Origin of the sequence: Actinomadura sp. 9N215 (genome assembly GCF_044326345.1) — a bacterium.
Taxonomy (GTDB): domain Bacteria; phylum Actinomycetota; class Actinomycetes; order Streptosporangiales; family Streptosporangiaceae; genus Spirillospora.
Window position 1 is genome coordinate 212568 of sequence record NZ_JBIRBA010000001.1, and the last position, 24194, is coordinate 236761.

The 24194-nt window shown below is 72.3% G+C and carries 23 protein-coding genes; 9 read left to right on the top strand and 14 right to left on the bottom strand.

Translation table 11 applies throughout. The annotated features are described in order from the left end of the window. Positions 1-4: 4 nt before the first annotated feature. The 4 genes from galT to ACH34T_RS00970 all read right to left on the bottom strand — a co-directional run bounded on the left by galT (position 5) and on the right by ACH34T_RS00970 (position 4672). A complete protein-coding gene (gene galT, locus ACH34T_RS00955) occupies positions 5-1060 on the bottom strand; it encodes a galactose-1-phosphate uridylyltransferase (protein WP_395989969.1) in 1056 nt (351 codons plus the stop codon). Positions 1061-1125: 65 nt separating this feature from the next. Continuing rightward, on the bottom strand, positions 1126-1758 hold the full coding sequence (locus ACH34T_RS00960; protein ID WP_395989970.1) for a GTP-binding protein: 633 nt from the start codon (positions 1756-1758) through the stop codon (positions 1126-1128). Beyond that, a complete protein-coding gene (locus ACH34T_RS00965; RefSeq protein ID WP_395989971.1) occupies positions 1739-2116 on the bottom strand; it encodes a DUF742 domain-containing protein in 378 nt (125 codons plus the stop codon). The genes ACH34T_RS00960 and ACH34T_RS00965 overlap by 20 nt, the downstream gene beginning before the upstream one ends. Positions 2117-2122: 6 nt before the next feature. Further along, positions 2123-4672 (bottom strand): nitrate- and nitrite sensing domain-containing protein, encoded by a 2550-nt coding sequence (locus ACH34T_RS00970; protein ID WP_395989972.1) that lies wholly within the window; start codon positions 4670-4672, stop codon positions 2123-2125. A 405-nt stretch (positions 4673-5077) separates the two neighbouring features. On the opposite strand from ACH34T_RS00970, the gene ACH34T_RS00975 reads away from it, so the two are divergent. Then, complete coding sequence (locus ACH34T_RS00975; RefSeq protein ID WP_395989973.1) at positions 5078-6265, top strand: ABC transporter substrate-binding protein; 1188 nt, start codon at positions 5078-5080, stop codon at positions 6263-6265. A 65-nt stretch (positions 6266-6330) separates the two neighbouring features. Beyond that, complete coding sequence (locus ACH34T_RS00980; protein WP_395989974.1) at positions 6331-7221, top strand: LLM class flavin-dependent oxidoreductase; 891 nt, start codon at positions 6331-6333, stop codon at positions 7219-7221. A 258-nt stretch (positions 7222-7479) separates the two neighbouring features. On the opposite strand, the gene ACH34T_RS00985 is transcribed toward ACH34T_RS00980, so the two are convergent. Then, a complete protein-coding gene (locus ACH34T_RS00985; RefSeq protein ID WP_395989975.1) occupies positions 7480-7731 on the bottom strand; it encodes a hypothetical protein in 252 nt (83 codons plus the stop codon). A gap of 136 nt (positions 7732-7867) precedes the next feature. Here ACH34T_RS00985 and ACH34T_RS00990 point away from each other — a divergent pair, with 136 nt between their 5' ends. After that, the gene (locus ACH34T_RS00990; protein ID WP_395989976.1) at positions 7868-8689 is read left to right on the top strand and encodes a helix-turn-helix domain-containing protein; all 822 of its coding nucleotides are present in this window, start codon (positions 7868-7870) and stop codon (positions 8687-8689) included. Then, positions 8686-9012, top strand: coding sequence for a DUF397 domain-containing protein (locus ACH34T_RS00995; protein WP_395989977.1), 327 nt, complete (start codon positions 8686-8688; stop codon positions 9010-9012). Before ACH34T_RS00990 ends, ACH34T_RS00995 begins: the two co-directional genes overlap by 4 nt. Before the next feature lie 207 nt (positions 9013-9219). On the opposite strand, the gene ACH34T_RS01000 is transcribed toward ACH34T_RS00995, so the two are convergent. The 3 genes from ACH34T_RS01000 to ACH34T_RS01010 are packed head-to-tail and all read right to left on the bottom strand — an operon-like array spanning position 9220 to position 13217. Beyond that, positions 9220-10353 (bottom strand): family 2 encapsulin nanocompartment cargo protein polyprenyl transferase, encoded by a 1134-nt coding sequence (locus ACH34T_RS01000; protein WP_395989978.1) that lies wholly within the window; start codon positions 10351-10353, stop codon positions 9220-9222. 33 nt (positions 10354-10386) lie between these two features. Continuing rightward, positions 10387-11790 (bottom strand): family 2B encapsulin nanocompartment shell protein, encoded by a 1404-nt coding sequence (locus ACH34T_RS01005; RefSeq protein WP_395989979.1) that lies wholly within the window; start codon positions 11788-11790, stop codon positions 10387-10389. Then, on the bottom strand, positions 11787-13217 hold the full coding sequence (locus ACH34T_RS01010) for a family 2B encapsulin nanocompartment shell protein (protein ID WP_395989980.1): 1431 nt from the start codon (positions 13215-13217) through the stop codon (positions 11787-11789). The genes ACH34T_RS01005 and ACH34T_RS01010 overlap by 4 nt, the downstream gene beginning before the upstream one ends. Before the next feature lie 211 nt (positions 13218-13428). Here ACH34T_RS01010 and ACH34T_RS01015 point away from each other — a divergent pair, with 211 nt between their 5' ends. Further along, positions 13429-13776 carry an ArsR/SmtB family transcription factor gene (locus tag ACH34T_RS01015; RefSeq protein ID WP_395989981.1) on the top strand — a complete coding sequence of 116 codons (348 nt, stop codon included), beginning with the start codon at positions 13429-13431 and terminating at the stop codon, positions 13774-13776. A gap of 1 nt (position 13777) precedes the next feature. Beyond that, positions 13778-14266 carry a hypothetical protein gene (locus ACH34T_RS01020; protein WP_395989982.1) on the top strand — a complete coding sequence of 163 codons (489 nt, stop codon included), beginning with the start codon at positions 13778-13780 and terminating at the stop codon, positions 14264-14266. On the opposite strand, the gene ACH34T_RS01025 is transcribed toward ACH34T_RS01020, so the two are convergent. Both ACH34T_RS01025 and ACH34T_RS01030 read right to left on the bottom strand, forming a co-directional pair. After that, complete coding sequence (locus ACH34T_RS01025; RefSeq protein WP_395989983.1) at positions 14172-15596, bottom strand: MFS transporter; 1425 nt, start codon at positions 15594-15596, stop codon at positions 14172-14174. The two genes, ACH34T_RS01020 and ACH34T_RS01025, sit on opposite strands and share 95 nt — an antisense overlap. 75 nt (positions 15597-15671) lie before the next feature. Continuing rightward, entirely contained in the window at positions 15672-16304 is a 633-nt protein-coding gene (locus tag ACH34T_RS01030) for a hypothetical protein (protein ID WP_395989984.1), read from the bottom strand. A 376-nt stretch (positions 16305-16680) separates the two neighbouring features. Here ACH34T_RS01030 and lpdA point away from each other — a divergent pair, with 376 nt between their 5' ends. Beyond that, positions 16681-18096 (top strand): dihydrolipoyl dehydrogenase, encoded by a 1416-nt coding sequence (lpdA, locus tag ACH34T_RS01035; protein ID WP_395989985.1) that lies wholly within the window; start codon positions 16681-16683, stop codon positions 18094-18096. A 96-nt stretch (positions 18097-18192) separates the two neighbouring features. On the opposite strand, the gene ACH34T_RS01040 is transcribed toward lpdA, so the two are convergent. The 3 genes from ACH34T_RS01040 to ACH34T_RS01050 all read right to left on the bottom strand — a co-directional run bounded on the left by ACH34T_RS01040 (position 18193) and on the right by ACH34T_RS01050 (position 21291). Next, on the bottom strand, positions 18193-18801 hold the full coding sequence (locus ACH34T_RS01040) for a hemerythrin domain-containing protein (protein ID WP_395989986.1): 609 nt from the start codon (positions 18799-18801) through the stop codon (positions 18193-18195). 55 nt (positions 18802-18856) lie between these two features. Then, complete coding sequence (locus ACH34T_RS01045) at positions 18857-19897, bottom strand: DUF2637 domain-containing protein (RefSeq protein ID WP_395989987.1); 1041 nt, start codon at positions 19895-19897, stop codon at positions 18857-18859. A gap of 137 nt (positions 19898-20034) precedes the next feature. After that, entirely contained in the window at positions 20035-21291 is a 1257-nt protein-coding gene (locus ACH34T_RS01050; RefSeq protein WP_395989988.1) for an NAD(P)/FAD-dependent oxidoreductase, read from the bottom strand. Positions 21292-21408: 117 nt separating this feature from the next. On the opposite strand from ACH34T_RS01050, the gene ACH34T_RS01055 reads away from it, so the two are divergent. Both ACH34T_RS01055 and ACH34T_RS01060 read left to right on the top strand, forming a co-directional pair. Continuing rightward, the gene (locus tag ACH34T_RS01055; protein WP_395989989.1) at positions 21409-22938 is read left to right on the top strand and encodes a PucR family transcriptional regulator; all 1530 of its coding nucleotides are present in this window, start codon (positions 21409-21411) and stop codon (positions 22936-22938) included. A gap of 63 nt (positions 22939-23001) precedes the next feature. Next, on the top strand, positions 23002-23589 hold the full coding sequence (locus tag ACH34T_RS01060) for a hypothetical protein (protein WP_395989990.1): 588 nt from the start codon (positions 23002-23004) through the stop codon (positions 23587-23589). A gap of 54 nt (positions 23590-23643) precedes the next feature. On the opposite strand, the gene ACH34T_RS01065 is transcribed toward ACH34T_RS01060, so the two are convergent. Next, the gene (locus ACH34T_RS01065) at positions 23644-24153 is read right to left on the bottom strand and encodes a carboxymuconolactone decarboxylase family protein (RefSeq protein ID WP_395989991.1); all 510 of its coding nucleotides are present in this window, start codon (positions 24151-24153) and stop codon (positions 23644-23646) included. Between the last annotated feature and the right edge of the window lie 41 nt (positions 24154-24194).

A 24194-nucleotide genomic window follows, 5' to 3' on the forward strand; every position in this document is an offset into this window, starting at 1 on the left:
ACGTTCAGCCGGCGGGGACGGCGCGGAGCCGGGCGGCGGCGTCCTCGGGCGGGACGTCGTTGATCCAGGCCGCCATGCCCGACTCCGACCCGGCCAAGTATTTGATCTTGCCGGGGGCGCGGCGGACGGAGAACAGCTCCAGGTGCAGGCGGACGAGGTCGCGCCCCTCGCCCACCGGCGCCTGATGCCAGCCCGCCACATACGGGAGCGGCGCGCCGTAGAGGGCGTCGCAGCGGCGGAGGAGATCGCGGTAGAGGACGGCCAGCTCGTCGCGTTCGGCGGAGCCGAGGGCCGCCAGGTCGGGGACGTGGCGGTGCGGCATCAGGTGCACCTCGACCGGCCAGCGGGCGGCGGCGGGGACGTACGCCGTCCAGTGCTCCCCGGACAGGACGACGCGGGAACCCGCCCGCTCGGCCATCAGCACGTCGCCGAACAGGCCGGGACGGGCGGCTGCCTGCGCGAGCGTCCGTCCGGTGCGGGGCGTGACGAACGGGTAGGCGTAGATCTGCCCGTGCGGATGGTGCAGGGTCACGCCGATCTCGACGCCGCGGTTCTCGAAGACGAAAACCTGCTCGACGTCCGGCATCGCGGACAGCTCGGCGGTGCGGTCGGCCCAGGCGTCGACGACCGTCCGGACGCGGGACACCGGCAGCCGCGACATCGACGTGGCGTGCTCGTCGGTGAAGCACACGACCTCGCAGCGTCCCGCGCCCCGGGAGCGTTCCACGCCGTCGACCAGGGGCGGGACGGGCGGCGGCGTGCGGACGTCGAAGGACGGGAACCGGTTCTCGAACACCGCGACGTCATAGGACGGGTCGGGGACCTCCGACGCCGGGCCGCCCGGGCACAGCGGGCACTGGTCGGCGGGCGGCAGGAACGTGCGGGCGTTGCGGTGCGCGGTGATCGTGACGTGGTCGCCGGTCAGCGGGTCGCGGCGGACCTCGCACACCGGCTCGACCGGCGGGAGGCCCCGCGGGTCGGCGGCGGGCGCGCGGCCCGGCGCCTCGTCGTAGTAGACGATCTCGCGGCCGTCCGACAGCCGCGCGCGTGTCCGATGCATCTCACCGGCACCCTACCGGCGCGTCACCGGCCGGGCCGCGCGGCCTACCGAGCGGGCGAGCCCGCTTACAGGGCAGGCGTGCTCGACGTGCGCTGCGCCCGGTGGATGGCCAGGATGTGCTTCATCAGCGTGGTCAGGACGTCCTTCCCGGACGAGCGGTCGCGGGCGTCGCAGAGCACGACCGGCGTCTTCTCGCCGAGGTCGAGCGCGTCCCTGATCTCCTCGGGCGTGTAGTCGTAGCCGTCGTCGAAGCGGTTCACGCCGACGATGAACGGCAGCCCGCGGTTCTCGAAGTAGTCGACGGCGGGGAAGCAGTCGGTGAGGCGGCGCGTGTCGGCGAGGACGACGGCGCCGAGCGCGCCGTACGACAGCTCGTCCCACATGAACCAGAAGCGGTCCTGGCCGGGCGTGCCGAACAGGTACAGGACGAGCCCGTCGCGGATCGTGATCCGGCCGAAGTCCATCGCGACCGTCGTGGTGGTCTTCCGCTCGACGCCGCCGGTGTCGTCGACGCCGGCGCTCCGGTCGGTGAGCAGCTCCTCGGTCTGCAGCGGCCGGATCTCGCTGACCGCGCCGACCAGCGTCGTCTTACCGACGCCGAATCCCCCGGCGATGAGGATCTTGACCGCGACCGGCGCCGGGGCCTGGGCCGCGGCCGGGACGATCGATTCCGCGCCGTCAGAGCGCTTGGAGGCCATCGAGCACCTCCTTCAGCAGGCGTTCCTTGGAGAGCGCGCTCTCCGGCGGGGGGCGGGTGGCGGTGATGAGCCGATGGTGCAACAGGTCGCCGAGGAGGACCCGGACGACGACGAGCGGCAGCCTCATCCGGGCGGCGATCTCGGCGACCGGCTGCGGCTGGAGGCACATCTCCAGGATGTCCAGATGCTCGGGCCCGATGCCCGGCGAGCCCGACCGGGGCCGGGCCGCCGTCGAGATGATCGTGATCATGTCGAAGGGCTCGCCGGTGGCGGGCCTGGCCCGGCCGCGCGTCAGGGCGTAGGACCTGACGATCGGCCCGGCCTCCTCATCGAGCCATTCGGCCCCGGGACCGGTCATGGCCCGTCACGTGTCCCCGTCGTCGTCCAGGATCTCGGCGCGGCCGCGCCTGGTGCCCTGCTGGATGGACGACATCATCGACCTCAGCTCCTCGGGCGTCCGGCGGGGACGCGACCGCTCGGACTCGGACTCGGCGGCGAACCCGGGCCCGGACCCGGCGTCGGGAACGGGTGCGGAGAGGGGAACGGACGCGGAGAGGGGGGCCTCGCGCAGCTGGGCGGCCATGTTCTCCTGCCGGACGCGTCGCGGCAGCGGCGGCCGTCCGGCGGTGCCCGCCCCGGCGGGACGGCGCCGGACCTCGCGCGGCGACCGCGGGATGCCGGGCCGCCGCTCCGGCTCGGGCTCCGGCTCCGCCCCTGGCCCGGCGGCGGACGGCGGTTCGCCCCAGGCCGACGGCGACGACGTCCGCCGGGCCGGCAGCGGGCCCTGCACCGGCTCCTCGAACACCGGAAGCGGACCCGTGCTCGCGTCCTGGCTCCCGGTCGTGCCGGACGAGGAAGAAGACGCGGGCACGCCGAGCGGGTCGAGCGGGTCGGCGGCGTCCGGTGGAGCCTGGTGCCGTCCCGGCGGAAGCTGCAGGACGGATCCGCCCTGGTCGAACGCGGGCTGACCGCCGAGGACCGTTCCCGCGGGCGCGAGCGCGTCTCCGGCGCGGCCGGTCGTGAGCGCCGCCTTGCCCGGCTCGGTGTCGCCTCCGGCGTCGACGCCGTCCGGGACGACGAGGTCCTCCGGCAGCAGGACGATCGCGGTCATCCCGCCGTACGGGGACGTCCGCAGCGTGACCCTGATGCGGTGCCGGCGCGCGAGCCGCCCGACGACGAACAGCCCGAGCTGCGCGCTGTCGGACAGGTCGAACTCGGCGGCCGTGGCGAGCCGCTCGTTCGCGGCGGCGAGGCTGGCCGCGTCCATGCTGAGGCCGCGGTCCTCGACCTCCAGCGTGAAGCCGTGCGAGACGCGCTGCCCCTGCACCTGGACGGTCGTGTGCGGCGGCGAGAACACGGTCGCGTTCTCGATCAGCTCGGCGAGCAGGTGGATCACGTCGGCGACGGCCGGGCCGACGATCGCGGCGCGGCTCATCGGCGCGACGTTGACCCGGGTGTAGTCCTCGACCTCGGACGCGGCGGCGCGGGCGACGTCCACGATCGCGACGGGGCTGCGCCAGCCGCGGCCGGGCACCTGCCCGGACAGGATGATCAGGCCCTCGGCATGCCGCCGCATCCGGGTCGCGAGATGGTCGACGCGGAACAGGTCCTCCAGGTCGTCGGGCGTCTCGATGCGGCGCTCCATCGCGTCCAGCAGTTTGAGCTGCCGGTGCAGCAGCGTCTGGCTGCGGCGGGCGAGGTTGACGAACACGTCGCTGACGTTGCGGCGGAGCGTGGCCTCCTCGACCGCGCTCTGGATCGCCGTCCGCCTGGCCGCGTTGAACGCCTCCCCGACCTCGTCGATCTCGCGGGTGCCGAACCCGAGCGGCGGGGCCTCGGCGGCGACGTCGACCTCGTCGCCGCGCCGCAGCCTGCGGATCACGCCGGGCAGCCGGACGTCGGCCAGGTCGATCGCCTCGCGGCGCAGCCGGGCCAGCTCGCGGACGATGGACCGCGCGAGCCAGACCGCGAGGACGAGCGAGGCCGCGACGGCGACGAGCCCGAGCGCGCCCGCGAGGACGACCCGGGTGATGATCCCGCCCGCGATCGGCTCGGCGCGCTTCTCCGCGGCCGCCGACACCGCCAGTTCGAGGCCGCGCAGCCGGGTCAGGTTCGAGTCGGCCGTGGTCTTCCACAGCACGCCGGTGCCGCCGGCGGCGCTGATCAGCCGCGGGGACGCGACGAAGCGGTCCTCCAGCGCGCGGAGCCGGCCGTACTCGGGCATCGAGACGACGCGCTCGTAGTAGTCCTGGTCGGCGGTGCGCAGCTCGGACGCCGCGAACCCGTAGAGGGCGCGCTGCGTCCCGACGAGCTTGACGAACTGCGCGTGCTCCGCGGGCGTGACCCGTCCGGCGGCGAGCGCGCCGGCGAGGAGCGCGTCCTCCTGCGCGAGGGTCTCGCGAGCGCGGGACAACGCCGCCTCGTTGCGGGCGTCCCTGGCGAGCTCGGAGTTGTCCAGGGTGACGAGCGAGCCCTGGAGCGAGCCGACGTCGGCGAGGAGGGTCGTGTAGTCGTCGAAGGCGTGCGTCCGGTCGGTCTTGCCGGCGTCGATGGCGCGGCGGCGCGCGTCGAGGCCGTCCAGCTCGCGGAGGATCGTGCCGGCGAGGCGGCGGGTGTCGGCGGGCGCGGCGTCGCGGGCGCCCGCGTCGCTCGCGAGCCGGCGGAACAGGGCGGCCTGCCGGTCGGTGACCAGCCGGCCCGACTCCATCGACGCCCGGTCGCCCACCGCCCGTCCGCCGAGGTAGACCATCGACAGCCGCCGCTCGGCCTGCAGCGCGCTGCCGAGCGCGCCGGACGGGTAGCCGTAGTGGTCCTGGACGGTCTCGACGTGCCGCAGGTTGAGGCCCTCGCCGAGCGCGATGCTCGCGGCGAACGCCCACAGCCCGCCGAGCGAGACCACCGACACGGTCACCATGAGGACGACCTTGAACCGGATGGAACGGAATCGCGCGGCCCTGGGGACGGGCCGGCGGCCGGCGGCTGAGTCCACGGTGCGGCCTCGATTTGGCACTTCGGCTGAACCTTCACTCGGACGGACGACGGTGACGGAGCGCTCGCGCGAACGGGCGGAGGGCGAGCTATGGGACGCAGGAGAGCCTAGAACCGTGCACCGCCGTGTGTCGACAGTTTCCAGATCATCACGTTTTGTACTCACGAACAGGCCGAAAACCCCCTACGATGCCTCAGCGTGACTGCTCGTACTCCGCACGCGACGAGAACTCCGCGCATGCCGCGAACTCGGCACACGAGGCGAACCGCACACCTGATGCGAGGCCCGCACCCGATGCGAGCCCCGCACCTGAGGCGAGGCCCGCGCCTGTTGCGGACTCCGCGCGCGACGAGAACCCTGCTCGCCGCGGGCGTGCTCGCCGCCGCCGTGACCGTCACCGGCGCGTGCGGCGGCGGCTCCGAGGGCCCCGCCCCGCCGCCCGACGTCCCGATGGCGCAGCAGCTCGGCACCCCGGAGGGGCGGCTCGACATGGTCGTCTGGACGGGCTACGCCGAGAACGGCTCCAACGACCCGAAGGTCGACTGGGTCACGCCGTTCACGAAGGCCACCGGCTGCAAGGTCACCACGAAGGTGGCCGACACGTCGGACGCGATGGTCGCGCTGATGGAGACCGGACGCTACGACGGCGTGTCCGCGTCCGGCGACGCGAGCCTGCGGCTCGTCTACGGCGGGCTGGTCGCGCCCGTGAACACCGGCCTGATCGGCAACTACGCCGACATCGCCGGGTACCTGAAGAACCAGCCGTACAACTCCGTCGACGGCCAGATGTACGGGGTCCCGCACGGGTACGGCGCGAACGTCCTGATGTACCGCACGGACAAGTTCCAGCAGCGCCCGACATCCTGGAACGTCATCTGGGACGACGACTCCCCGGCCGCGGGCCACGTCGTCGCCTACGACTCGCCCATCTACATCGCCGACGCCGCGCTCTACCTCAAGGCGCACCGCCCCGACCTGAAGATCACCGACGTCTACGCGCTGGACGAGGAGCAGTTCGCCGCCGCGGTCGACCTGCTCAAGCGGCAGCGGCCGAACGTCAACCAGTACTTCGTGTCCTACCTGGACGAGCTCCAGTCGTTCAAGAGCGGGTACAACTACGCGGGCATCGGCTGGCAGGTCACCGCGAACCTGGCGCTGGCGGAGAAGGCGCCGGTGGCGACGACGATCCCGGTGGAGGGCGCGACCGGCTGGTCCGACACCTGGATGATCTCCTCGAAGGCCCAGCATCCGACCTGCATGTACAAGTGGATGAACTGGATCGCGGCGCCGAAGGTGCAGGCCCAAGTTGCGCAGTGGTTCGGCGAGGCGCCCGCGAACCCGAAGGCGTGCCGGTACACCGCGAAGGGCTTCTGCTCGACGTTCCGCGTCGGCGACCCCGGGTTCTACAAGCGCCTGGCGTTCTGGCGGACGCCGACGAAGGACTGCGGCGACGACCGCGGCGACGCGTGCGTCGACTACTCCCGCTGGGGCCAGGCCTGGACCCAGATCAAGGGCTGAGGCCTCCGGGCACCAACTGGGAACCGTCCGGGAACAAGGCGTCGCGGCCCGGGGTTCTCGGCGGCATGAGCGACTACGGCAGGCCACTGGAATTCGGCTACTTCCTCGTCCCGAACGCCGGCGACCCCCTCCTGGACACGGCGCGCGCCGCCGACCGCGCGGGGCTCGACCTGATCGGCGTGCAGGACCATCCGTACCAGCGCCGATACGTCGACACGTGGACGCTCCTCAGCACGATCGCGGCCGTCACCGAACGGGTCCGCGTCTTCCCGGACGTGGCGAGCCTGCCGCTGCGTCCCCCGGCGGTGCTGGCCAAGGCCGCCGCGAGCCTGGACGTGCTGAGCGGCGGCCGCGCCGAGCTCGGCCTCGGCGCGGGCGGCTTCTGGGACGCGGTCGAGGCGTTCGGCGGTCCCCGCCGGACGCCGAAGGAGGCCGCCGACGCCCTGGAGGAGGCGGTCACCGTCATCCGCAAGGTGTGGAGCGGCGAGCGCAACCTGCGCTTCGACGGCGACCACTACCGCTTGAAGGGCGCGAAGGCCGGGCCCGTCCCGGCGCACCGGATGGAGCTGTGGCTCGGGGTCGGCGGCCCGCGCGGCCTGGCGCTGACGGGACGCTCCGCCGACGGCTGGCTCCCGTCGTCCCCCTGGGCCACCCCGGACCGGCTGCCCGAGCTGCACGCCCGCATCGACGAGGCGGCCGCGTCCGCGGGGCGGGACCCGGCGGCCGTCCGCAGGCTCTACAACGTCAGCGGGACGATCACCGGCGGCGCGTCCGAGGGCTTCCTGCGCGGCCCCGCGTCCCAGTGGACGGACGAGCTCACCGACCTCGCCGTCGGCTCCGGGATGGACACCTTCATCCTCTGGGCGGAGGGCGACCAGGAGGCCCAGATCAGGCGTTTCGCGGAGGACGTCGTCCCGGCCGTCCGCGCGCAGGTCGCTCAGGAGCGGGGCGTCTAACGCGCCGGGCGTAGGCCGTCCCGGCGGGCCTGCGCCGAAAGGCGGAGGCGCGTCACCCCCCATGGGCCGATGCGCGGGACGCGCGGGCGCGCAAGGGTGAGGTCAGGAGGAGGGAGACACCATGAAGGGCCAAGTCCGCGTCAGAATCCGCAAGCGCCCAGCCGTCCGCCGCCCCGGCGGCTCGGACCTTGACCTGCGCACCCCGTCCGGCCGCGTCCTGCCCTACTGACCGCGCAATGCGTATTGACCGGTGCGACGTCACGGCCAGCGGTAGGCGGCGTCCTTGGCGGGGACGTGGTGCGGCAGGTAGCACTTGGTCGTGACGTGCTCGTCCTTGCAGTCGAGGCACAGGTACGTGCGGTGGCCGCGCAGCCCGCGGCCGTGCGCGTCGCACGGCGGGCAGATGCACGGCGACCAGCCCACGATGACCCGTCCCGGTTCGAGCCGGTGCCCAGCCGGGCACAGGAACGGCACATGATCGCGGATTCCCGCCGGGTTCGCCTGCTGCACGACACGGAACTCTACTCGAACACGTGATCGACCAAAAAGCCGCCCTCTGATTCGTCACTTTCAGCAACGCATCGTTTCCCAGTGTGATATTCCCGAGGTGACAGCGCCATCCGGCTCTACTCCCCGGGGGTCACCCATGGCAGCACAGAAGGAACCGCACGACGCACCCGCCATCCACGCGTTCGCGGACGAACTGACCGCCTGGCGCGAGCTCGCCGGTCTGACGAAGACCAAGCTGGCCGAGGTACTCGGCTACACGCCGCAGTGGATCAGCCAGATCGAGAGCGCCAAGGCCGTCCCGTCCCAGGAGTTCGCGGAGAACCTCGACACCTACTTCAACACCAACGGCGTCTTCGTGCGCCACTGGAAGCGCATCCAGGAGAACCGCCGCTACGCCGCCCTGCCGCCGGGCTTCCCCGAATACGTCCGGCACGAGGCCATCGCCTCCACGATGTACTTCTTCGACCCGATGGTGATCAACGGACTGTTCCAGGTCCCGGAATACGCCCGCGAACTGCTGAAGTCCGGCCGGGACGAGGAGGAGACCGAGACCCTGCTGGCCGAGCGGATACAGCGGCAGGAGATCCTCACGCGGCTGCACCCGCCGCGCATCATCGCGATCTTCGACGAATGGGCGATCCGCCGCGTCATCGGCAACGCGGAGGTCATGCGCAGCCAGTACGAACGCCTGATCGAACTGGCGCAGCGCTACAACATCTCGATCCAGATCGTTCCCAGCACCGCCGGTGCGTACGCGGGACTCATGGGCGCGTTCACCATCCTTGAATTTCACAGCAGACCCGCGATCGTCTACACCGAGGGGCACATCGGCGGACATCTCACCGACTACACGTCGGCCGTCCAGGAGTACCGTCTACGCTACGACTTGATCAGGAGTGCGGCGATGTCGGCCGATGGCTCCCTGAAACTCCTGAACGACGCTTCGGAGGGCACGTGATCAGTCTGGACCTGTCGTCCGCAAGGTGGCGCAAGAGCAGCCGCAGCACCGACACCGGCGGCGACTGCATCGAAGTCGCGGACGTGACCTGGATCAAGAGCAGCCACAGCGGCGACACCGGCGGGCAATGCGTCGAAGTCGCGGACGTGACCTGGGTGAAGAGCAGCCGCAGCGGCGAGACCGGCGGCGAATGCGTCGAGGTCGCGGCGCTCGACCCGGCCGTCGCCATCCGCGACTCCAAGGACCCTGACGGGCCGAAACTCGTCATCGGCGGCGCGGCCTGGCGTGCCTTCATCACCGGCATCAAAGATCGGGACGCCTGACCGATCAGGAAGCCGGCGTCATCGCGTAGCAGTAGTTCGATTTGCCCTTGAACCCACTCCCAGCCGAGCTTCTCCGCGACGCGGGTGCCGTCTCCGGCGTGGCCGAGGTACACGACGCCCTGGCCGCCCTGTCCGAGCCGGGCGGAGAGCCGGTACAGGCGGCACGCCTTGCAGTGTTGGGCGAACGTCAGCGGGCGCGGGCGAAGCTCAGCGGTCGCGGTGCGCGATGAGACGGGCGAGCGTCTGGAGCTCTGCGGCGGCGACGGGGGTGGGGTCGGCGGCGTCCAGCTCGCGGAGCGCGGCGGCGAGGAGGGCGTCGGCGCGCGCGATGGTCCAGGCGCGGCCGCCGGCGGCGTCGATGAGCTCGGCGGCCCGGGCGGCGTCGTCGCCGGTGAGGGGCTCGGCGCGGCGGTAGAGGGCGGCCAGCTCGGCGCCGGCGGGGGTGTCGGAGGTGAGCGCGGCCACGACGGGCAGCGACTTCTTGCGGGCGCGGAGGTCGGAGTGGACGGGCTTGCCGGTGACGGCCGGGTCGCCCCAGATGCCGAGCAGGTCGTCCGCCAGCTGGAAGGCCAGGCCGAGCCGTTCGCCGAAGGCGCGGAGCCGGGCGGCCTGGTCGGCGGTGCCGCCGCCGTGGTCGGCGCCGAGCGCGCACGCGGCGCCGAGGAGCGCGCCGGTCTTGCGGCCCGCCATGACGACGCATTCGTCGAGGGTCACGTCGCCGCGTTCCTCGAAGGCGAGGTCGGCGCTCTGGCCCTCGACCAGGTCGACGACGGCGCGGCCGAGGGTGCGGACGGCGCGCGGGACGACCGGGGCCGCCCCGCGGGCGAGCGCCTCGAACGCGGCGGCGAGCAGCGCGTCCCCGGCCAGGACCGCGACGCCGGTCCCGAAGACGGTCCAGGCGGTCGGGCGGTGCCTGCGGGTGAGGTCGCCGTCCATCACGTCGTCGTGCAGGAGCGAGAAGTTGTGCGCCAGCTCGACGGCGACGGCGGCGGGAAGCGCGGCCTCCGCCGTGCCGCCCACCGCCCGCGCCGTCAGCAGCGTCAGCGCGGGACGGATCGCCTTGCCGGCCGCGCCGGCGGCGCGGCCGGCCAGGCGGTGCCCCCGTTCGTCCCGCCAGCCGAGGTGGTACGCGGCGACGCCGCGCATCGTGTCCGGCATGGTCTCGACCGCGTTCCGCAGGGCCGGGTCGAGGAGGCGGCGGCTCCAGCTGAGGATCTCCGCCGCCGGCCGGGCGCCCTCCGGACACGGATCGCCCGGCTCGGGGACGGCCTGTTCGGGGACGGACGGCGGTGAGCGGTGATCACAGCGGATGATCGCCGGGTCGTCTCCCCAGACGGGCATGTCGTCCCCTCTCCTCCTCGGGCTTCCGGGTCGCTAGCGGGCGATCTCCACGTTCTCCAGGACGCCGAGCGCGTCGGGCACCAGCACGGCCGCCGAGTAGTAGGCGCTGACCAGGTAGGACATGATCGCCCTGTCGTCGATGCCGGTGAACCGGACGGACAGCCCGGGACGGACCTCGTTCGGTATCCCGGTGCGCTGCAGCCCGATGACGCCCTGGTCGTCCTCCCCGGTGCGCAGCGCGAGCACCGAGCTCGTCCCGGACGGGCTGATCGGGATCTTGTCGCACGGGTAGATCGGGACGCCGCGCCAGGCGTGCGCGCGGTGCCCGTCCACCTGGACGCTCGCCGGGTACACGCCGAGGCGGGTGCATTCGCGGCCGAACGCGGCGATCGTCTTCGGATGGGCGAGGAAGAACCGCGTCTTGCGGCGCCGGGCCAGGAGCTCGTCCATGTCGGCGGGCGTCGGCGGCCCGCCGCTGGTCTGGATGCGGTGCCGCAGGTCGGCGTTGTGCAGGAGCCCGAAGTCGCGGTTGTTGATCAGCTCGTGCTCCTGCCGCTCCCTGATCTCCTCGATGGTGAGCCTGAGCTGCTGCTCGACCTGGTTCATCGGATCGTTGTAGAGGTCGGCGACGCGGGTGTGGACGCGCAGCAGCGTCTGCGTGACGTTCAGCTCGTACTCGCGCGGCGAGCCCTCGTAGTCGACGAACGTGCCCGGCAGCGCCGGCTCGCCGGCGTGCCCGGACGCCAGGTCGATCGCCGCCTCGCCGTGCCTGGTCTGCGGCGGGACGGGCGCGTTGCGGTACTCCTCCAGGTGGTCGCGCAGGGCGTCGTACCGTTCGGTCAGCTCGTCGATCGCCTCCCGGGAGAGCCTGAGGACGGTCGTGGGCGTGAGCGCGCGGTAGGTGTGCGGCCAGGCGTCGTCCACCGCGAGGAGGGCGCGGTCGCCGAAGAACCGGCCGCCGTCGAGGATGTCGACGCGGGCGTCGGCGTCGTACTCCCCCGGCCCGATCTCCTCGACCTTGCCGTGCGCGATGAGGTGAACGGCGTCCGTCGGGCGGCCCGCCTCCGCGATCGTGTCGCCGGGCGCGTACTCGTGCTGGACGAACCGTCCGGCGAGCCCCTCCAGCAGCGCGGCGTCGGCGAAGCCGCGCAGCGGGGGCAGTTCGGCCAGCTCCGGCGGGATCACCCTGATCGCGGCGCCGTCGTTGACGAACGTGACCAGCCCGTCGCCGAGCTGGTAGGTGAGCCTGCGGTTCACCCGGTAGCTGCCGGCGTCCGCCCGCACCCACGGGAGCTGCCGGAGCAGCCACCGCGGGGTGATGCCCACCATCTGCGGGACGGACTTGGTCGTCGTCGCGAGGTTGCGTGCGGCCCTCGTGCCGAGCGCCGACTGCTGTTCGGTGGCGGACTGCGCTGTCTCGGGGGGCGTCTCGGTCACGACGCGGCACCGCCGTGCGCGATCTCGACGGACTCCAGCATGCCGAGCGCGTCGGGCACCAGGACGGCGGCCGAGTAGTAGGCGCTGACCAGGTAGGAGATGAGCGCCTTCTCGTCGATGCCCATGTACCGGACGGAGAGGCCGGGCTGGTACTCGTCCGGCAGCCCGATCTGGTGCAGGCCGATGACGCCCTGCGTCTCCTCGCCGGTGCGCAGCAGCAGGATGGAGCTGGTCCGCGTCCGGCTGACCGGGATCTTGTTGCAGGGGAAGATCGGAACGCCGCGCCACGCGGGGACCTTGTGGCCGCCGACGTCGACGCTGTCGGGATAGACGCCGCGCGCGCTGCACTCGCGGCCGAACGCGGCGATCGCCTTCGGGTGGGCGATGAAGAACGCCGGGTCCTTCCAGACGAGGGTGAGCAGGTCGTCCATGTCGTCGGGGGTGGGCGGGCCGGTGCGGGTGTGGATGCGCTGCGACAGGTCGGCGTTGTGCAGGAGCCCGAAGTCGCGGTTGTTGACGAGCTCGTTCTCCTGGCGCTCGCGCAGCGCCTCGACGGTCAGCCTGAGCTGCTGCTCGACCTGGTCCATCGGCTCGTTGTAGAGGTCGGCGACGCGGGTGTGGACGCGCAGGACGGTCTGCGCGACGCTCAGCTCGTACTCGCGCGGCGAGCCCTCGTAGTCGACGAACGTGCTGGGCAGCGAGGGCTCTCCGGCGTGCCCGGACGCCAGGTCGATCGCGGCCTCGCCGTGCTCGTTGTGGGAGCGGCTCGGGCTGGCCCGGTACTCGTCGAGGTGCGCCTGCAGGGACGCGGACTGCCCGAGCGTCTCCTGGAAGTCGGACTCGCTCATGCTGAGGATCGTGCAGGCCGTGACGGCCTTGACCGTGTAGTCCCACTGGGCGGGCTCTTCGCCCTCGGGCGTCCCGAGGAGGGCCTGCTCGCCGAAGAAGTCGCCGTTGGCGAGCGTCCGGTGGACGGCGTCGGCGTCGAACTCGCCCGCGCCGATCTGGCTGAGCTTGCCGTGCGCGACGAGGATGACCCGGTCGATGGGACGGCCGCGCTCGACGATGACGTCGCCGGGCTCGTGCTCCTGCTGGGTGAAGCGGCCCGCGATGGCGTCCAGCGTGAGGTCGTCGTCGAAGCCGCGCAGCGGCGCGAGCTCGCCCAGCTCGCGCGGGATGACGCGGACGTCGGCGCCCGTGGTCACGAACGTGACCCGCCCGTCGCCGAGCGTGTAGGTGAGGCGCCGGTTGACGCGGTACGTGCCGCCGCCCGCGTTGACCCACGGCAGCAGCTTCAGCAGCCACCGCGAGGTGATGCCCTGCATCTGGGGGACGGACTTGGTCGTGGTCGCCAGGTTCCGTGCCGCCGCGGTACCGAGGCTCAACTGCTGCTGGTCCTGCTGCTGCTGGTCCTGCTGTTCCGTCACGTCCACACCACCGTTTCGTCGCCGGTCTGCCAGGAGGGGGCCGGGTTCGGCCAACCGTGACGCTACAGACGGTAATTGACGGATCGCAATTAGGCATTGCCTCACCTCTCCTTGCCGTGCCGCCACACAAGTCGCACCCGTCCGCGACACCCCGCCGGAGGCGGTCGCATATGCCGGGCAATTTATATGAGCGGACGGTTATGATGAGGCCATGTCCTCCGCGTTCGCCGTGCTCGCCGAGCCGACCCGCCGCCGCATCCTCGACCTGCTGCTGGAGCGCCCCCGGCCGGTCGGCGAACTCGTCGAGCGGCTCGGGCTCACGCAGCCGGGGACGTCCAAGCACCTGCGGGTCCTGCGCGACGCCGGGCTCGTCCGGGCCCGGCAGGACGCGCAGCGCCGCGTGTACGAGGTGCGCCTGGAACCGCTGGCCGAGGTGGACGCCTGGCTGTCCCCGTACCGCCGCGCCTGGGCGGCCCGCCTGGACGCCCTCGAAAACCACCTCGACACCGTCGAACCACACCTCGACACCCGCGAACAGGGCCTGGACGCCGGAGACTGACGTGGGCAGGCGTCGTTACCGCAGGCTCCTCGTCGGCCCCGACACCTACCGCTGGCGGACCGCGCATCAGCACAGCGGGGACGGGCGGCGTTTCGTCGACTGCCGTGAGGTCGTCCTGCTCCGCAAGGAGGGACGTCCCGGCCGCATCAACGTGGTGTTCCGCGCAGGGCCGGGCAGGATCGTCCCGGACGGCGGCCCTTACACGCACAGTGGCGGCGTGCGGCGCGCGGGCGACGACACTGTCCTCAACCTGCACCTGCCAAGGGTCGTGCGGGCGCTCGTCGACATCGCGCTGGCGCGCGGCGAGGACTTCGGGTCCAGCACGGAGATCGACGGATGGGACTGGCTCGACGCCGTGCGCGCCCACCTGGACGGCGAGTCGCGGGACGAGACCGCTAGGTGCGCGAGCCCACCCCGGAACTCGCGGGTTCCGGGGTCTTCTGCTCTCCGGCCTCCTCGATCGGCACCCCGGCCGTCTCCGGGATCTTGATGATCGGGACCAGCGCCACCAGCCCGGCGAGCATCAGGTAGTAGGCCGGGACGTAGTTGGAGCCCGTCGCGTCGATCAGCGACCCGACGAGTACCGCGGCCGTCCCGCCGAACAGGGACGTCGAGAGGTTGTAGCCGATCGCGAACGCCCCGTACCTGACCTTGGTCGGGAACATCGCCGGGAACGTCGCCGCGATCACCGCCAGGATCAGCACCAGCAGGCCCCCGACGATCGCGTACCCGAACGCGACGCCGACCGCGTTCTCGGTCTGCATGAGCGCGAACGCCGGCCACGCCAGCACGATGTAGCCGATCGCCGCGGTCATCAGCAGCGGTTTGCGGCCGATCCGGTCCGACAGCGCGCCCAGCGGCACGATCGCCGTGATCATCACCGCCTCCACCCCGATGGTGATCAGCTGCGCCGTCGTGTCGTTCATGTCCAGGAAGTCGACGAGGTAGGACGGCATGAACGTCAGCAGCGTGTAGTCGGCGACGTTCAGCAGGAACACGATGCCGATCAGCATCAGGATGACGCGCCAGTAGTGCTCCAGCGTCTCCTTCAGCGGCGACTGGGCCTTCTTGCCCGCCTGTTCCATCTGCTGGAACGTGGGGGTGTCCTCGATGCGCGTCCGGACGTACAGGCCGACGAGGCCGAGCGGCAGCGAGAGCAGGAACGGGATCCGCCAGCCCCAGTCGTGCATCGCCTCGCCGGTCAGCGCCAGGTCCATCAGCAGGACGAGGCCCGCGCCGAGGATGTAGCCGGTCAGCGTGCCCATCTCCAGGAAGCTGCCGAAGAACCCGCGGCGGCGCGTCGGCGCGTACTCGGCGATCATCGTGGCGGCGCCGCCGTACTCGCCGCCCGTCGAGAAGCCCTGGATCAGCCGGACGGCGAGCAGCAGCAACGGCGCGGCGACGCCGATCGTGCCGTAGCCGGGCAGGATGCCGATCACGAACGTGGAGCCCGACATCAGCATGATCGTGGTGGCCAGCACCCGTTTACGGCCGAGCTTGTCGCCCATCGGGCCGAAGAACATCCCGCCGAACGGGCGGGCCAGGAACGCCGCCGCGATCAGCGCGAACGAGCGCAGCGACGCGCTGCCGCCCGCGTCCTCGGGGAAGAACACCGTGCCGATGATCGCCGTCATCACCCCGGCGCTGAACACGCCGAAGTCGAACCATTCCACGCAGTTCCCGATCGCGGAGGCGATGACGGCCTTGTGGACGGCGGTGAGGTCGGCCTCGTCCTTCGTCAGGTCCACGCGCGGGTCGGCGCCGGGCGGCCCGGCGCGTTCCGGGTCGCTCCCGGAGCCCGCGTTCGTCGGCGTTTCCACGGGCGTTGATCTGCCCCGAGATCTGCGAAGATAACGCCGGGTGAGGGATTTCGGTTACTTAGGGGAAGCGTACGGTCACGCCTTCCGGGCGTCGCTCGCCGCGTCCTCCGCGTCGGTCTTGGGGGCGTTGGGGGCGTTGCGGGCTTCGTCGGCGTCGTGGGCTTCGGTGGCGGGGTCGTCCGGCAGCGTGGGGAGGACGGTGGTGCGCTGCGGATCGTCCTCCCTCGCCTCCTCGATCTCCTCGGCCATGGCCATGCGGTCCTTGGGGAGCTCGTCGGTGCTCTGCGGATCTCCGTCGAGCAGTTCGTCGAGGGTGGCGGTGGCCTGGGTGTCACCGGGGCCGCGGACTTCCTGGCCGTCCGGCGGCAGGTCGTCCTCGGGGATGGACATCAGCGCCTGCGTCTCCTGCGCCTCCCGGGTGATGACGCCGCTGGCGAGGACGGTGTTGCGGTGCCGCAGCGCGCCGTTCTCGCGGAGCAGGTTGTCGACGTCGGCGCGGACCCGCGCGACGCGGCGGCTCGCCCGGACGTGCACGGTGAACCCGCCCGCCGCGAGGCCCAGGATGAACGCGGCGACGGGGATGCCGACCGACCGCGGCGCGAGCGTCGCCACCAGCGCGACCGCGATCAGCGCGGTGACCGCTCCAAGCGCGAGGTAGTGCTCCTCCATCCAGTCGAGGACGGTGTTGACGCGCTTGGGAATTCGCACTCGTCTTCTCCTCACTCGGCTCGGAACGTGGACAACGACCGGCCCGCGGCGCGACGTTCCATGCACGCCTCCGGCGCAGGGTTTCCTGCGCCGCCCGCGAGGGTGGTCCTCGTTCTCGGCACGGCTGCTGGCGGGTGCCGCCGGACTCCGCGGCCGGGGGCGGTACGGGCTCGCGCCGCTCGGGCGCCGCCTCGCCTCCCGCGGTTCCCTGACCGGCGGGGGGCCGATCGAAACACTAACAGCCCGTGACCAGTGCTCCGGCGACCGCCGCCCGATGACGGAGGTCGCGCGGACAGGGTCACTCGGCGGGTCGCGCGACCGGGGTCACGTCCGGCCGGGATGCGAGCGCCTCCCGTGGCGAATATCGTCCATGGATATGAGCGAACACTTTGACGTCGTGGTCCTGGGCGCGGGCCCGGGTGGATATGTCGCCGCGATCCGGTCGGCGCAGCTCGGGCTGAAGACGGCGATCATCGAGGAGAGGTACTGGGGCGGCGTCTGCCTCAACGTCGGCTGCATCCCCTCGAAGGCGCTGCTGCGCAACGCCGAGCTGGCGCACATCTTCACCCAGGAGCAGAAGACCTTCGGGATCAACGTCGAGGGGCGGGTCTCGTTCGACTACGGCGTCGCCTACGAGCGCAGCCGGCAGGTGTCGGACAAGCTCGTCAAGGGCGTCCAGTTCCTGATGAAGAAGAACAAGATCACGTCCTATGACGGGCGCGGCACGTTCACCGACCCGAACACGCTGCAGGTCGCCAAGGCCGACGGCTCCAGCGAGACGGTCACGTTCGGTAACTGCATCATCGCGGCCGGGGCGCACACGAAACTGCTGCCGGGGACGTCGCTGTCCGAGCGCGTCGTCACCTACGAGGAGCAGATCCTCAGCTCGGACCTGCCGGAGAGCATCGTCATCGCGGGCGCGGGCGCGATCGGCGTCGAGTTCGCGTACGTGCTGCACAACTACGGCGTGAAGGTGACGATCGTCGAGTTCCTCGACCGGATGGTCCCGAACGAGGACGCCGACGTGTCCAGGGAGCTGGCGAAGCGGTACCGCAAGCTCGGCGTGGACGTGCTGACGTCCACCCGCGTGGACGCCATCGACGACTCGGGCGACAAGGTGCGGGTCTCGGTCACCGGCAAGGACGGCGCGCAGCAGGTCCTGGAGGCCGACAAGGTGCTGCAGGCCATCGGGTTCCAGCCGAACGTGGAGGGCTACGGGCTGGAGAAGACCGGCGTCGCGCTGACCGAGCGGGGCGCGATCGACGTGGACGGGCGCTGCCGCACGTCCGTCCCGCACATCTACGCGATCGGCGACGTGACCGCCAAGCTCATGCTCGCGCACGCGGCGGAGGCGATGGGCATCGTCGCGGCCGAGACCATCGCGGACGCCGAGACGATGGAGCTCGACTACGTGATGATCCCCCGCGCCACCTACTGCCAGCCGCAGGTCGCCTCGTTCGGCTGGACGGAGGCGCAGGCGCGGGAGCTGGCAGGGGAGAAGGGCTTCGACGTCAAGACCGCCAAGTTCCCGTTCAGCGCGAACGGCAAGGCGCTCGGCCTCGGCGAGGGCGACGGGTTCGTCAAGGTGATCAGCGACGCGAAGTACGGCGAGATCCTCGGCGCGCACATGATCGGCCCGGAGGTCACGGAGCTGCTGCCGGAGCTGACGCTGGCGCAGCAGTGGGACCTGACCGTCCACGAGGTCGCCCGGAACGTGCACGCGCACCCGTCGCTGGGCGAGGCGATGAAGGAGGCCGTGCACGGCCTCGCCGGACACATGATCAACCTCTGACCCCGGCCGCCGGGGCGCCGGACGAGTCCGGGCCCCGGGGCGAGCCGCCGGCGGGTCGCGGCGGGCCCGTCCGGGCACGCGGCGGCCGCCGGCGGGTTACGGGGTGTTCCACCTGTTGAGGGCCTCGTAGGCGGGACGCCACTCGTTCTCGAACGCGGCGCGCGCCGGCGGCGGGAGGGGGGCGAGCGCCGTCTCGACGGTCTTGGCGTCGGCGCCGTCCACCAGCCACGGGAAGATGCGCGGCGCGTCGGGTCCGATCCCGGCGGCGTGGGCCTGCCCGAACCGCGCCAGCTGCTCGGGCGTCACGGCCTCGTCCATCAGCGGCAGCGCCTCGTCCTCCTCGTGCTTCAGGTGGGCGGTGAGGCCGGTGGACAGGGTCTCGACCAGGTCGGCGAGCGGCTCCGAACCCTCGTCGATCGCCTCGATGACCGGGTCGATGCGGGCGTGCTCGGCCTCCATCGCGTCCAGCAGGGCGAGGTCGTCGGGACGTCCGGCCAGGGCCTCGCGCATCACCGGCCACAGCGCCTCGTCCTCGGCGGTGTGGTGGGCGTGCAGCGCCTTCTTGAACAGCTCCCAGCCGGGGGCGGACGCCAGGATGCGGCGCGGGTCGTCGTCCTCGCGGGCGGCGAGCTTGGCCAGATGGTCCAGTTCCCGCCTGAGGGCGTCGTGCATGGCGTACATAAGGGTCATGTCGTGCTTGGTCACTGTCTCCCCTTCCATTCACCGCATTGACGAAACGGTGGAGGGAAACGTGACCCCGTCAGGACGCCCGCGTGGTCGAGGCCCGGGTCGAGGCCTGGGCGGTCGACGACTGGGGAGTCGACGTGCGGGGGGCGGAGGCTGGGGCCGGGCGGGCCAGCCTGCTCAGCAGGCGCTGGCCCTGGCGGACGCTGATGTCCAGGCGCCGTCCCAGCTCGGCGCCGGTGATGCCGGGCTCGGCGTCGAGGATGGCGAGCGCGCGGGCCTCGTTGTCGGTGGCGACGCTGCGCGGGACCCGCTGTTGCGGGACCTGCCGTCGCGGCACCTTCTTCGGAGCGGCCCGCTTCGGAGGCGGGAGCGGCTCCGGCGACGCGGGTTCGGGCGCCGGAGGCTGAGGCTCGGGCGCCGTGAGTTCGGTGACGCGGGCGAGGGCCTGGTCGAGCATGACGCCGTCGCGCAGCATCCAGGTGATGTCGGCGGGCGCCCTGGACTTCCACTTGCGGCCGAAGTGGGCGTCCAGCAGGGCCAGGGCGTGGCGGCGGCGCTGCTCGGCGACCAGCGCCTGCGGGTAGGACGTGATCTGCCACAGCACCATGCGCCGCCACAGCCGGAACGTGGAGAACGGCGCCAGCAGCCACCGCGTCGCCGGAACGCCCTCGCGGACGGTCCCGGCGGCGATCCCGGCGCGCCGCCGGATCGCGTGCCGGACGGCTTCGATGAACGTCACGAACAGCACCGGCATCGCGGCGTGCATCACCATGCCGGTCGCGTCGCCGTGCGCGGCGGACACGTTCAGCCACACGGTCGCGCCGGTGAACGCCATCGCCATCCAGCGCAGCGCCGGCATCGGCATGGCCAGCCATTCGAGGAGCAGTGCCACCGACACCAGCGCGAGGATGCCGAGGTCGACCCCGGCCGGGACGATCCACGCCTCGTCGCCGAACCACGGCTCGGCCACGTCCCGGACCGAGGCGAACGATCCGTACCCGCCCAGGCCGGCGAGCCCGGCGAAGAACAGCCCGCCGACCCCGGCCAGGACCTTCTGCGCCCGGGTCAGCGGGACGACGGCCGTCCGCGTGGCCGTCCGCACCTCGCTGGTCATGACGTCCTCCCGCACAGGGGTGTCTACGCGATCACCAGGTGACCGTAGCGCGCCGGCGCGCCCGTCCGGACGAAACAGCCAGAACCGCCCAGAAGCCCCAGGTCGGCGGGGCAGGCGAGTTCCCAGTAGCGGCGGGCTCAGCGCAGCGGGTTGAACGGGGACAGTTCGGCGGGACGGCGGCCGGTGGTGATCATCTCGGCGAGGAGGCTCCCGGTGGCGGGGCCGAGGGTGATGCCCCACATGCCGTGCCCGCCCCCGACGTACACGTTCGGCGACCGGGTGGCGCCGATCAGCGGCAGCCCGTCGCGGGTGCAGGGCCGCGACCCGACCCACTCGTCGCGGCGGGCGTCCAGGTCGGCGCCGCGCAGCAGCGGGCGGACGGCCTCGACGATCGCGCTGATCCGGCGCGGGTCGAGCGGCGCCTCGGGATCGCGGAACTCCATCATCCCGGCGACGCGGAGCCGGTCGCCGAGCGGCGTGCACGCGACCTTCTGGGCGGGGAAGTACAGCGGGCCGTCCGGGACGCGCTCCATCGGCACGCTGAAGCTGTAGCCGCGACCGGCCTGCACCAGGGTGCGGACGCCGAACCGCCGGGCGAGACCGCCGAGCCACACGCCGCTCGCGATCACCACCGCGTCGAACGCCTCGCCGCCGCCCCCGGCGACCCGCACGGCGGCGCCGCGGCCCGGCACGTCGCGGACGTCCGTGACGGCGGCCCCGGTCTGGATCTTGCCGCCGCGGTCGAGGACGGAGTCGGCCAGCGCGTGCACGAACCGTCCGGGATCGATGAAGCGCTGCCCGCGCAGCAGGATCGCCGCCCCGATCTCGCCGGACAGCGCGGGCTCCAGGCGGCGCGCCTCGTCCCCGGTGAGGACGTCGAACTCCAGGTCCTGGCCGGCGGCGCGGATGTGCTCGACCTCGTCCAGCAGGAAGCGGCGCTCCTCGGCCGTCCGGTAGGCGGCGAGGAAGGACCCGGCCTCGTTGGTCTCCGCCTTGACGCCGCCTCCGACCAGCGCGTCAAAGCTCGGCAGCGCCCGGCCGTTGATCGGCACCAGCGACTCCATGGCGCGCCGCCACCGCGCCGCGGTGCTGTTCCGCGCGAAGCCCGCGAGGAACCTGAGCAGCCGCAGGCTCGCGCTCGGCGGGACGTAGACGGGCGACGACGGGCTGAGCACCGCGCGCACCCCGTACGACAGGACGGCGGGCTCGGGCAGCGGTGTCGCCAGGCCGGGCGTCAGCCATCCCGCGTTGCCCCAGGACGCTCCGGCCGCGACGTCCTTCCGGTCGAACACGGTGACGTAGGCGCCTCGCTCCTGCAGGAACCACGCCGTGGACAGCCCGACCATTCCGGCGCCCACCACGGCGACGCGGCGCGGACCGGCGCTGGAAGCCATGACAACTCCTCTTCGTCAACGATGTCACCTCGATGGTGAACCCGTCCCGGCCGGACGCCCCTGTTCATTTCGGCCAATTCGAGTGGATCACATAGTGTGAAACGCACAATGATCACGGTGACGGACCTCGTCGAATCCCTCGGACCCGGGCTGTTCCGGCTGGCCGCGGAGGGCCGCGACACGCAGGTGTACGACGTCGTCCTGGCCGAGCCGGGCGAGGCGGCCGGACGGCCGGGCGAGATCGTCCTCGGCGCCGGGGTGACCGCCGCCGCCGACGCCGTGGCGCTCCTGGAGCGGGTCGGCGCGGCGGGCGCGGCCGGGCTCGTCCTGAAGGCGCCGCTCGCCGCCGAGGTCGTCGCCGCCGCGCGACGGCCGGGGCCCGCCCGACGGCCGGGGCCCGCGCTCATCGAGCTCCAGCCGGAGACGTCCTGGACGCACGTCATCTGGCTGGTGCGCGCCGCGATCGACCACGCCTACGCCCCGCCCGGGGAGTCGGGCGACGACCTGTTCGCCCTCGCCGACGCCGCCGCCGAGATCGCGGACGCGCCGGTCACGCTGGAGGACGCGCGCTCCCGCGTCCTCGCCTACTCGGGTCATCGGCGCCCCGCCCGCCGGGACAGCACCGACCCGGCGCGCGTCTCCACCATCGTGGGACGGCGCGTCCCGCCGCAGGTCATCGCCCACCTGCGGGCCTGCGGCGTGTTCCGGAGGCTGGCCCGGTCGAGCGACCCCATCCGCGTCCCCGCCGGACCGGACGGGATGCTGCCCCGCCTCGTCATCCCGGTCCGGGCCGGGGGCGAATGGCTCGGCTCGATCTGGGTGGTGGCCAGGACGCCGATCCCGGTGGACCGCGTCCGGCGGCTGACCGAGCTGGCGTCCGTCGTCGCCCTGCACCTGCTGCGCCTGCGCGCCGAGACCGGGGTGGCGCGGCGCGCTTCCGCCGACCAGCTCCGCGCCGCGCTGCGGGACGGCACGGAGCCCGTTCCGGCGCGGCCGCCGTGGCGCGTCGCGGCCCTCGGCGGCGAGACCGGCGACCCGCGCCGCCGCCTCGACCTGTGGGAGGCGATCACGCACCGCTTCGGCTGGCACCGGCCGCTCCTCGCCGACGTCGACGGCGCGCTCTTCGCCGTCCTCACCGACCCGGGTCACCCCGGCCGCGACGCCGGTTCGATGCCGTGGCTGGAGCACGTCCTCTCCCGCGTCCGGTCCCACGACCCCGGGCTCTACGCCGCGGCGGGCGGCCTCGCGCGGACTCCCGCCGAACTCCCCCGCTCCCGCACCGAGGCCGCCGAACTCGCCGCCCTCACGGCCTCCGGCCACCTCGCTCCAGGGCTCCTCCTCCTGGACGACACCTGGGACGCCATCACCGTCGAACGCGCACGGAAAGCCACCGGAACCCATTTCCTGGGCGGCCCTCTCCCTGATCTCCAGGCCCACGACGAGAAACACGGAACGGCTTTCCTGCCGACACTCGCCGCCTGGCTGGACCATTACGGCGACACGAAGGGCACCGCGCAGGCACTCGGCGTCCACCCCAACACGCTCCGCCACCGCCTGAAGAGAATGGCCGAGGTCACCCCCCTGGACCTGGCGTCCTCCCAGACCCGCCTAGCCCTCCGCCTCCAGCTGACCGCCGTCCTGGACTAGGCCGAGCCGGAAAACCAGTTGCCCTGATCGGGGTGGCTGGCAAAGGTGGCGGAGGGAGGTCTCATGGACGTCACATTTCATCGGCTGGCCGGGAATCTCTACATCACCACAGCGGTCCGCGCCGACGGGGTGACGGTGACGTCTCCCGGATACGACCGCACCAGCGCGATCCCGCATGACCTGGCGCACTTCGTCGCGGAGCGGGAGTTCGGGATGACGCGCGGATTCTGGGGCAGCGTCGCCGCGGGGGCGCTGTTCACCAACATGGCCGTGGCCTCGGGACGGCAGAAGCCGGACGCGGCCGAACGGTCGAAGCGGATCATCAAAGCCCACGCGGACGACATCGGCCTCGCCGAGGCCGCAGCCGGCGCGATTCACGACGCGGTCGAGCACGACCTCACGTCCAAGGAGGTTGTGGCCCGGCTGCGCGCGCTCTGGGGCGTCATCAGTCCCGCACCTCTGCCCGTAGGCGACAAGGATATCGAGGCTGCGTCCGCCGCCCTGCGCCGTGAAGCCGCACGCTGGTCGGCGGTGCCCGTCGACCAGGGCCTGACCTTGAACTGGCCGCTGCGTGTGGAACACGTGCCGACGCCTCGTCCCGGCAAAGCACGCACCGGCCGCCGTTCCCGCAAGGCCCGCCACCAACGCTGATCGATGGTTCGACGGTGCGCTGGTCTCGGTGAGACTGCGCTGGTCTCGGTGAGACTACGCGTGCGGCTCCGCCTCGATCGCCAGCACGTTCGCGAACTGCCCGAACATCCAGTAGTAACCCACGACCTGCACCAGTTCGACGATCTCCCGGTCGCTCAGCCCGGCGCGGACCGGCGCGAACGTCGCGTCGTCCACCGGCAGTCCGCGCGCGACCGCCGTGGCGAACGTGAGCACCGCCAGGTCGAGTCCGCTGAAGCCGGAGTGGTCGCCGCGGTAGATCGCCTCGCGCTCCGCCGGTGTGACCGGATCGTCCGGCAGGACGTGCCGGAGGCGCAGATATTCCGCACCCAGAACGCCCGCGGTCGCGTTCGTCGCGAGCTCACGCAGCCGGGCCGGGAGTTCGAGCTGCGTGATCTGCTGCAAGCCGAGTTGCATCAGCGTCCCGGCGGTCGCCTCGGCGTGGGCGACCATCATGAACAAATGCGAGTTCGGCGGCAGTTTCGCGTGCCACTCCTGCAGATCGGCAGGCAATGCGGACGTGTCTGCGTACGGGATGCGTGCCACGTACGGAGCCTATGACACCCCGGGCGGTCACTGACGGTTTC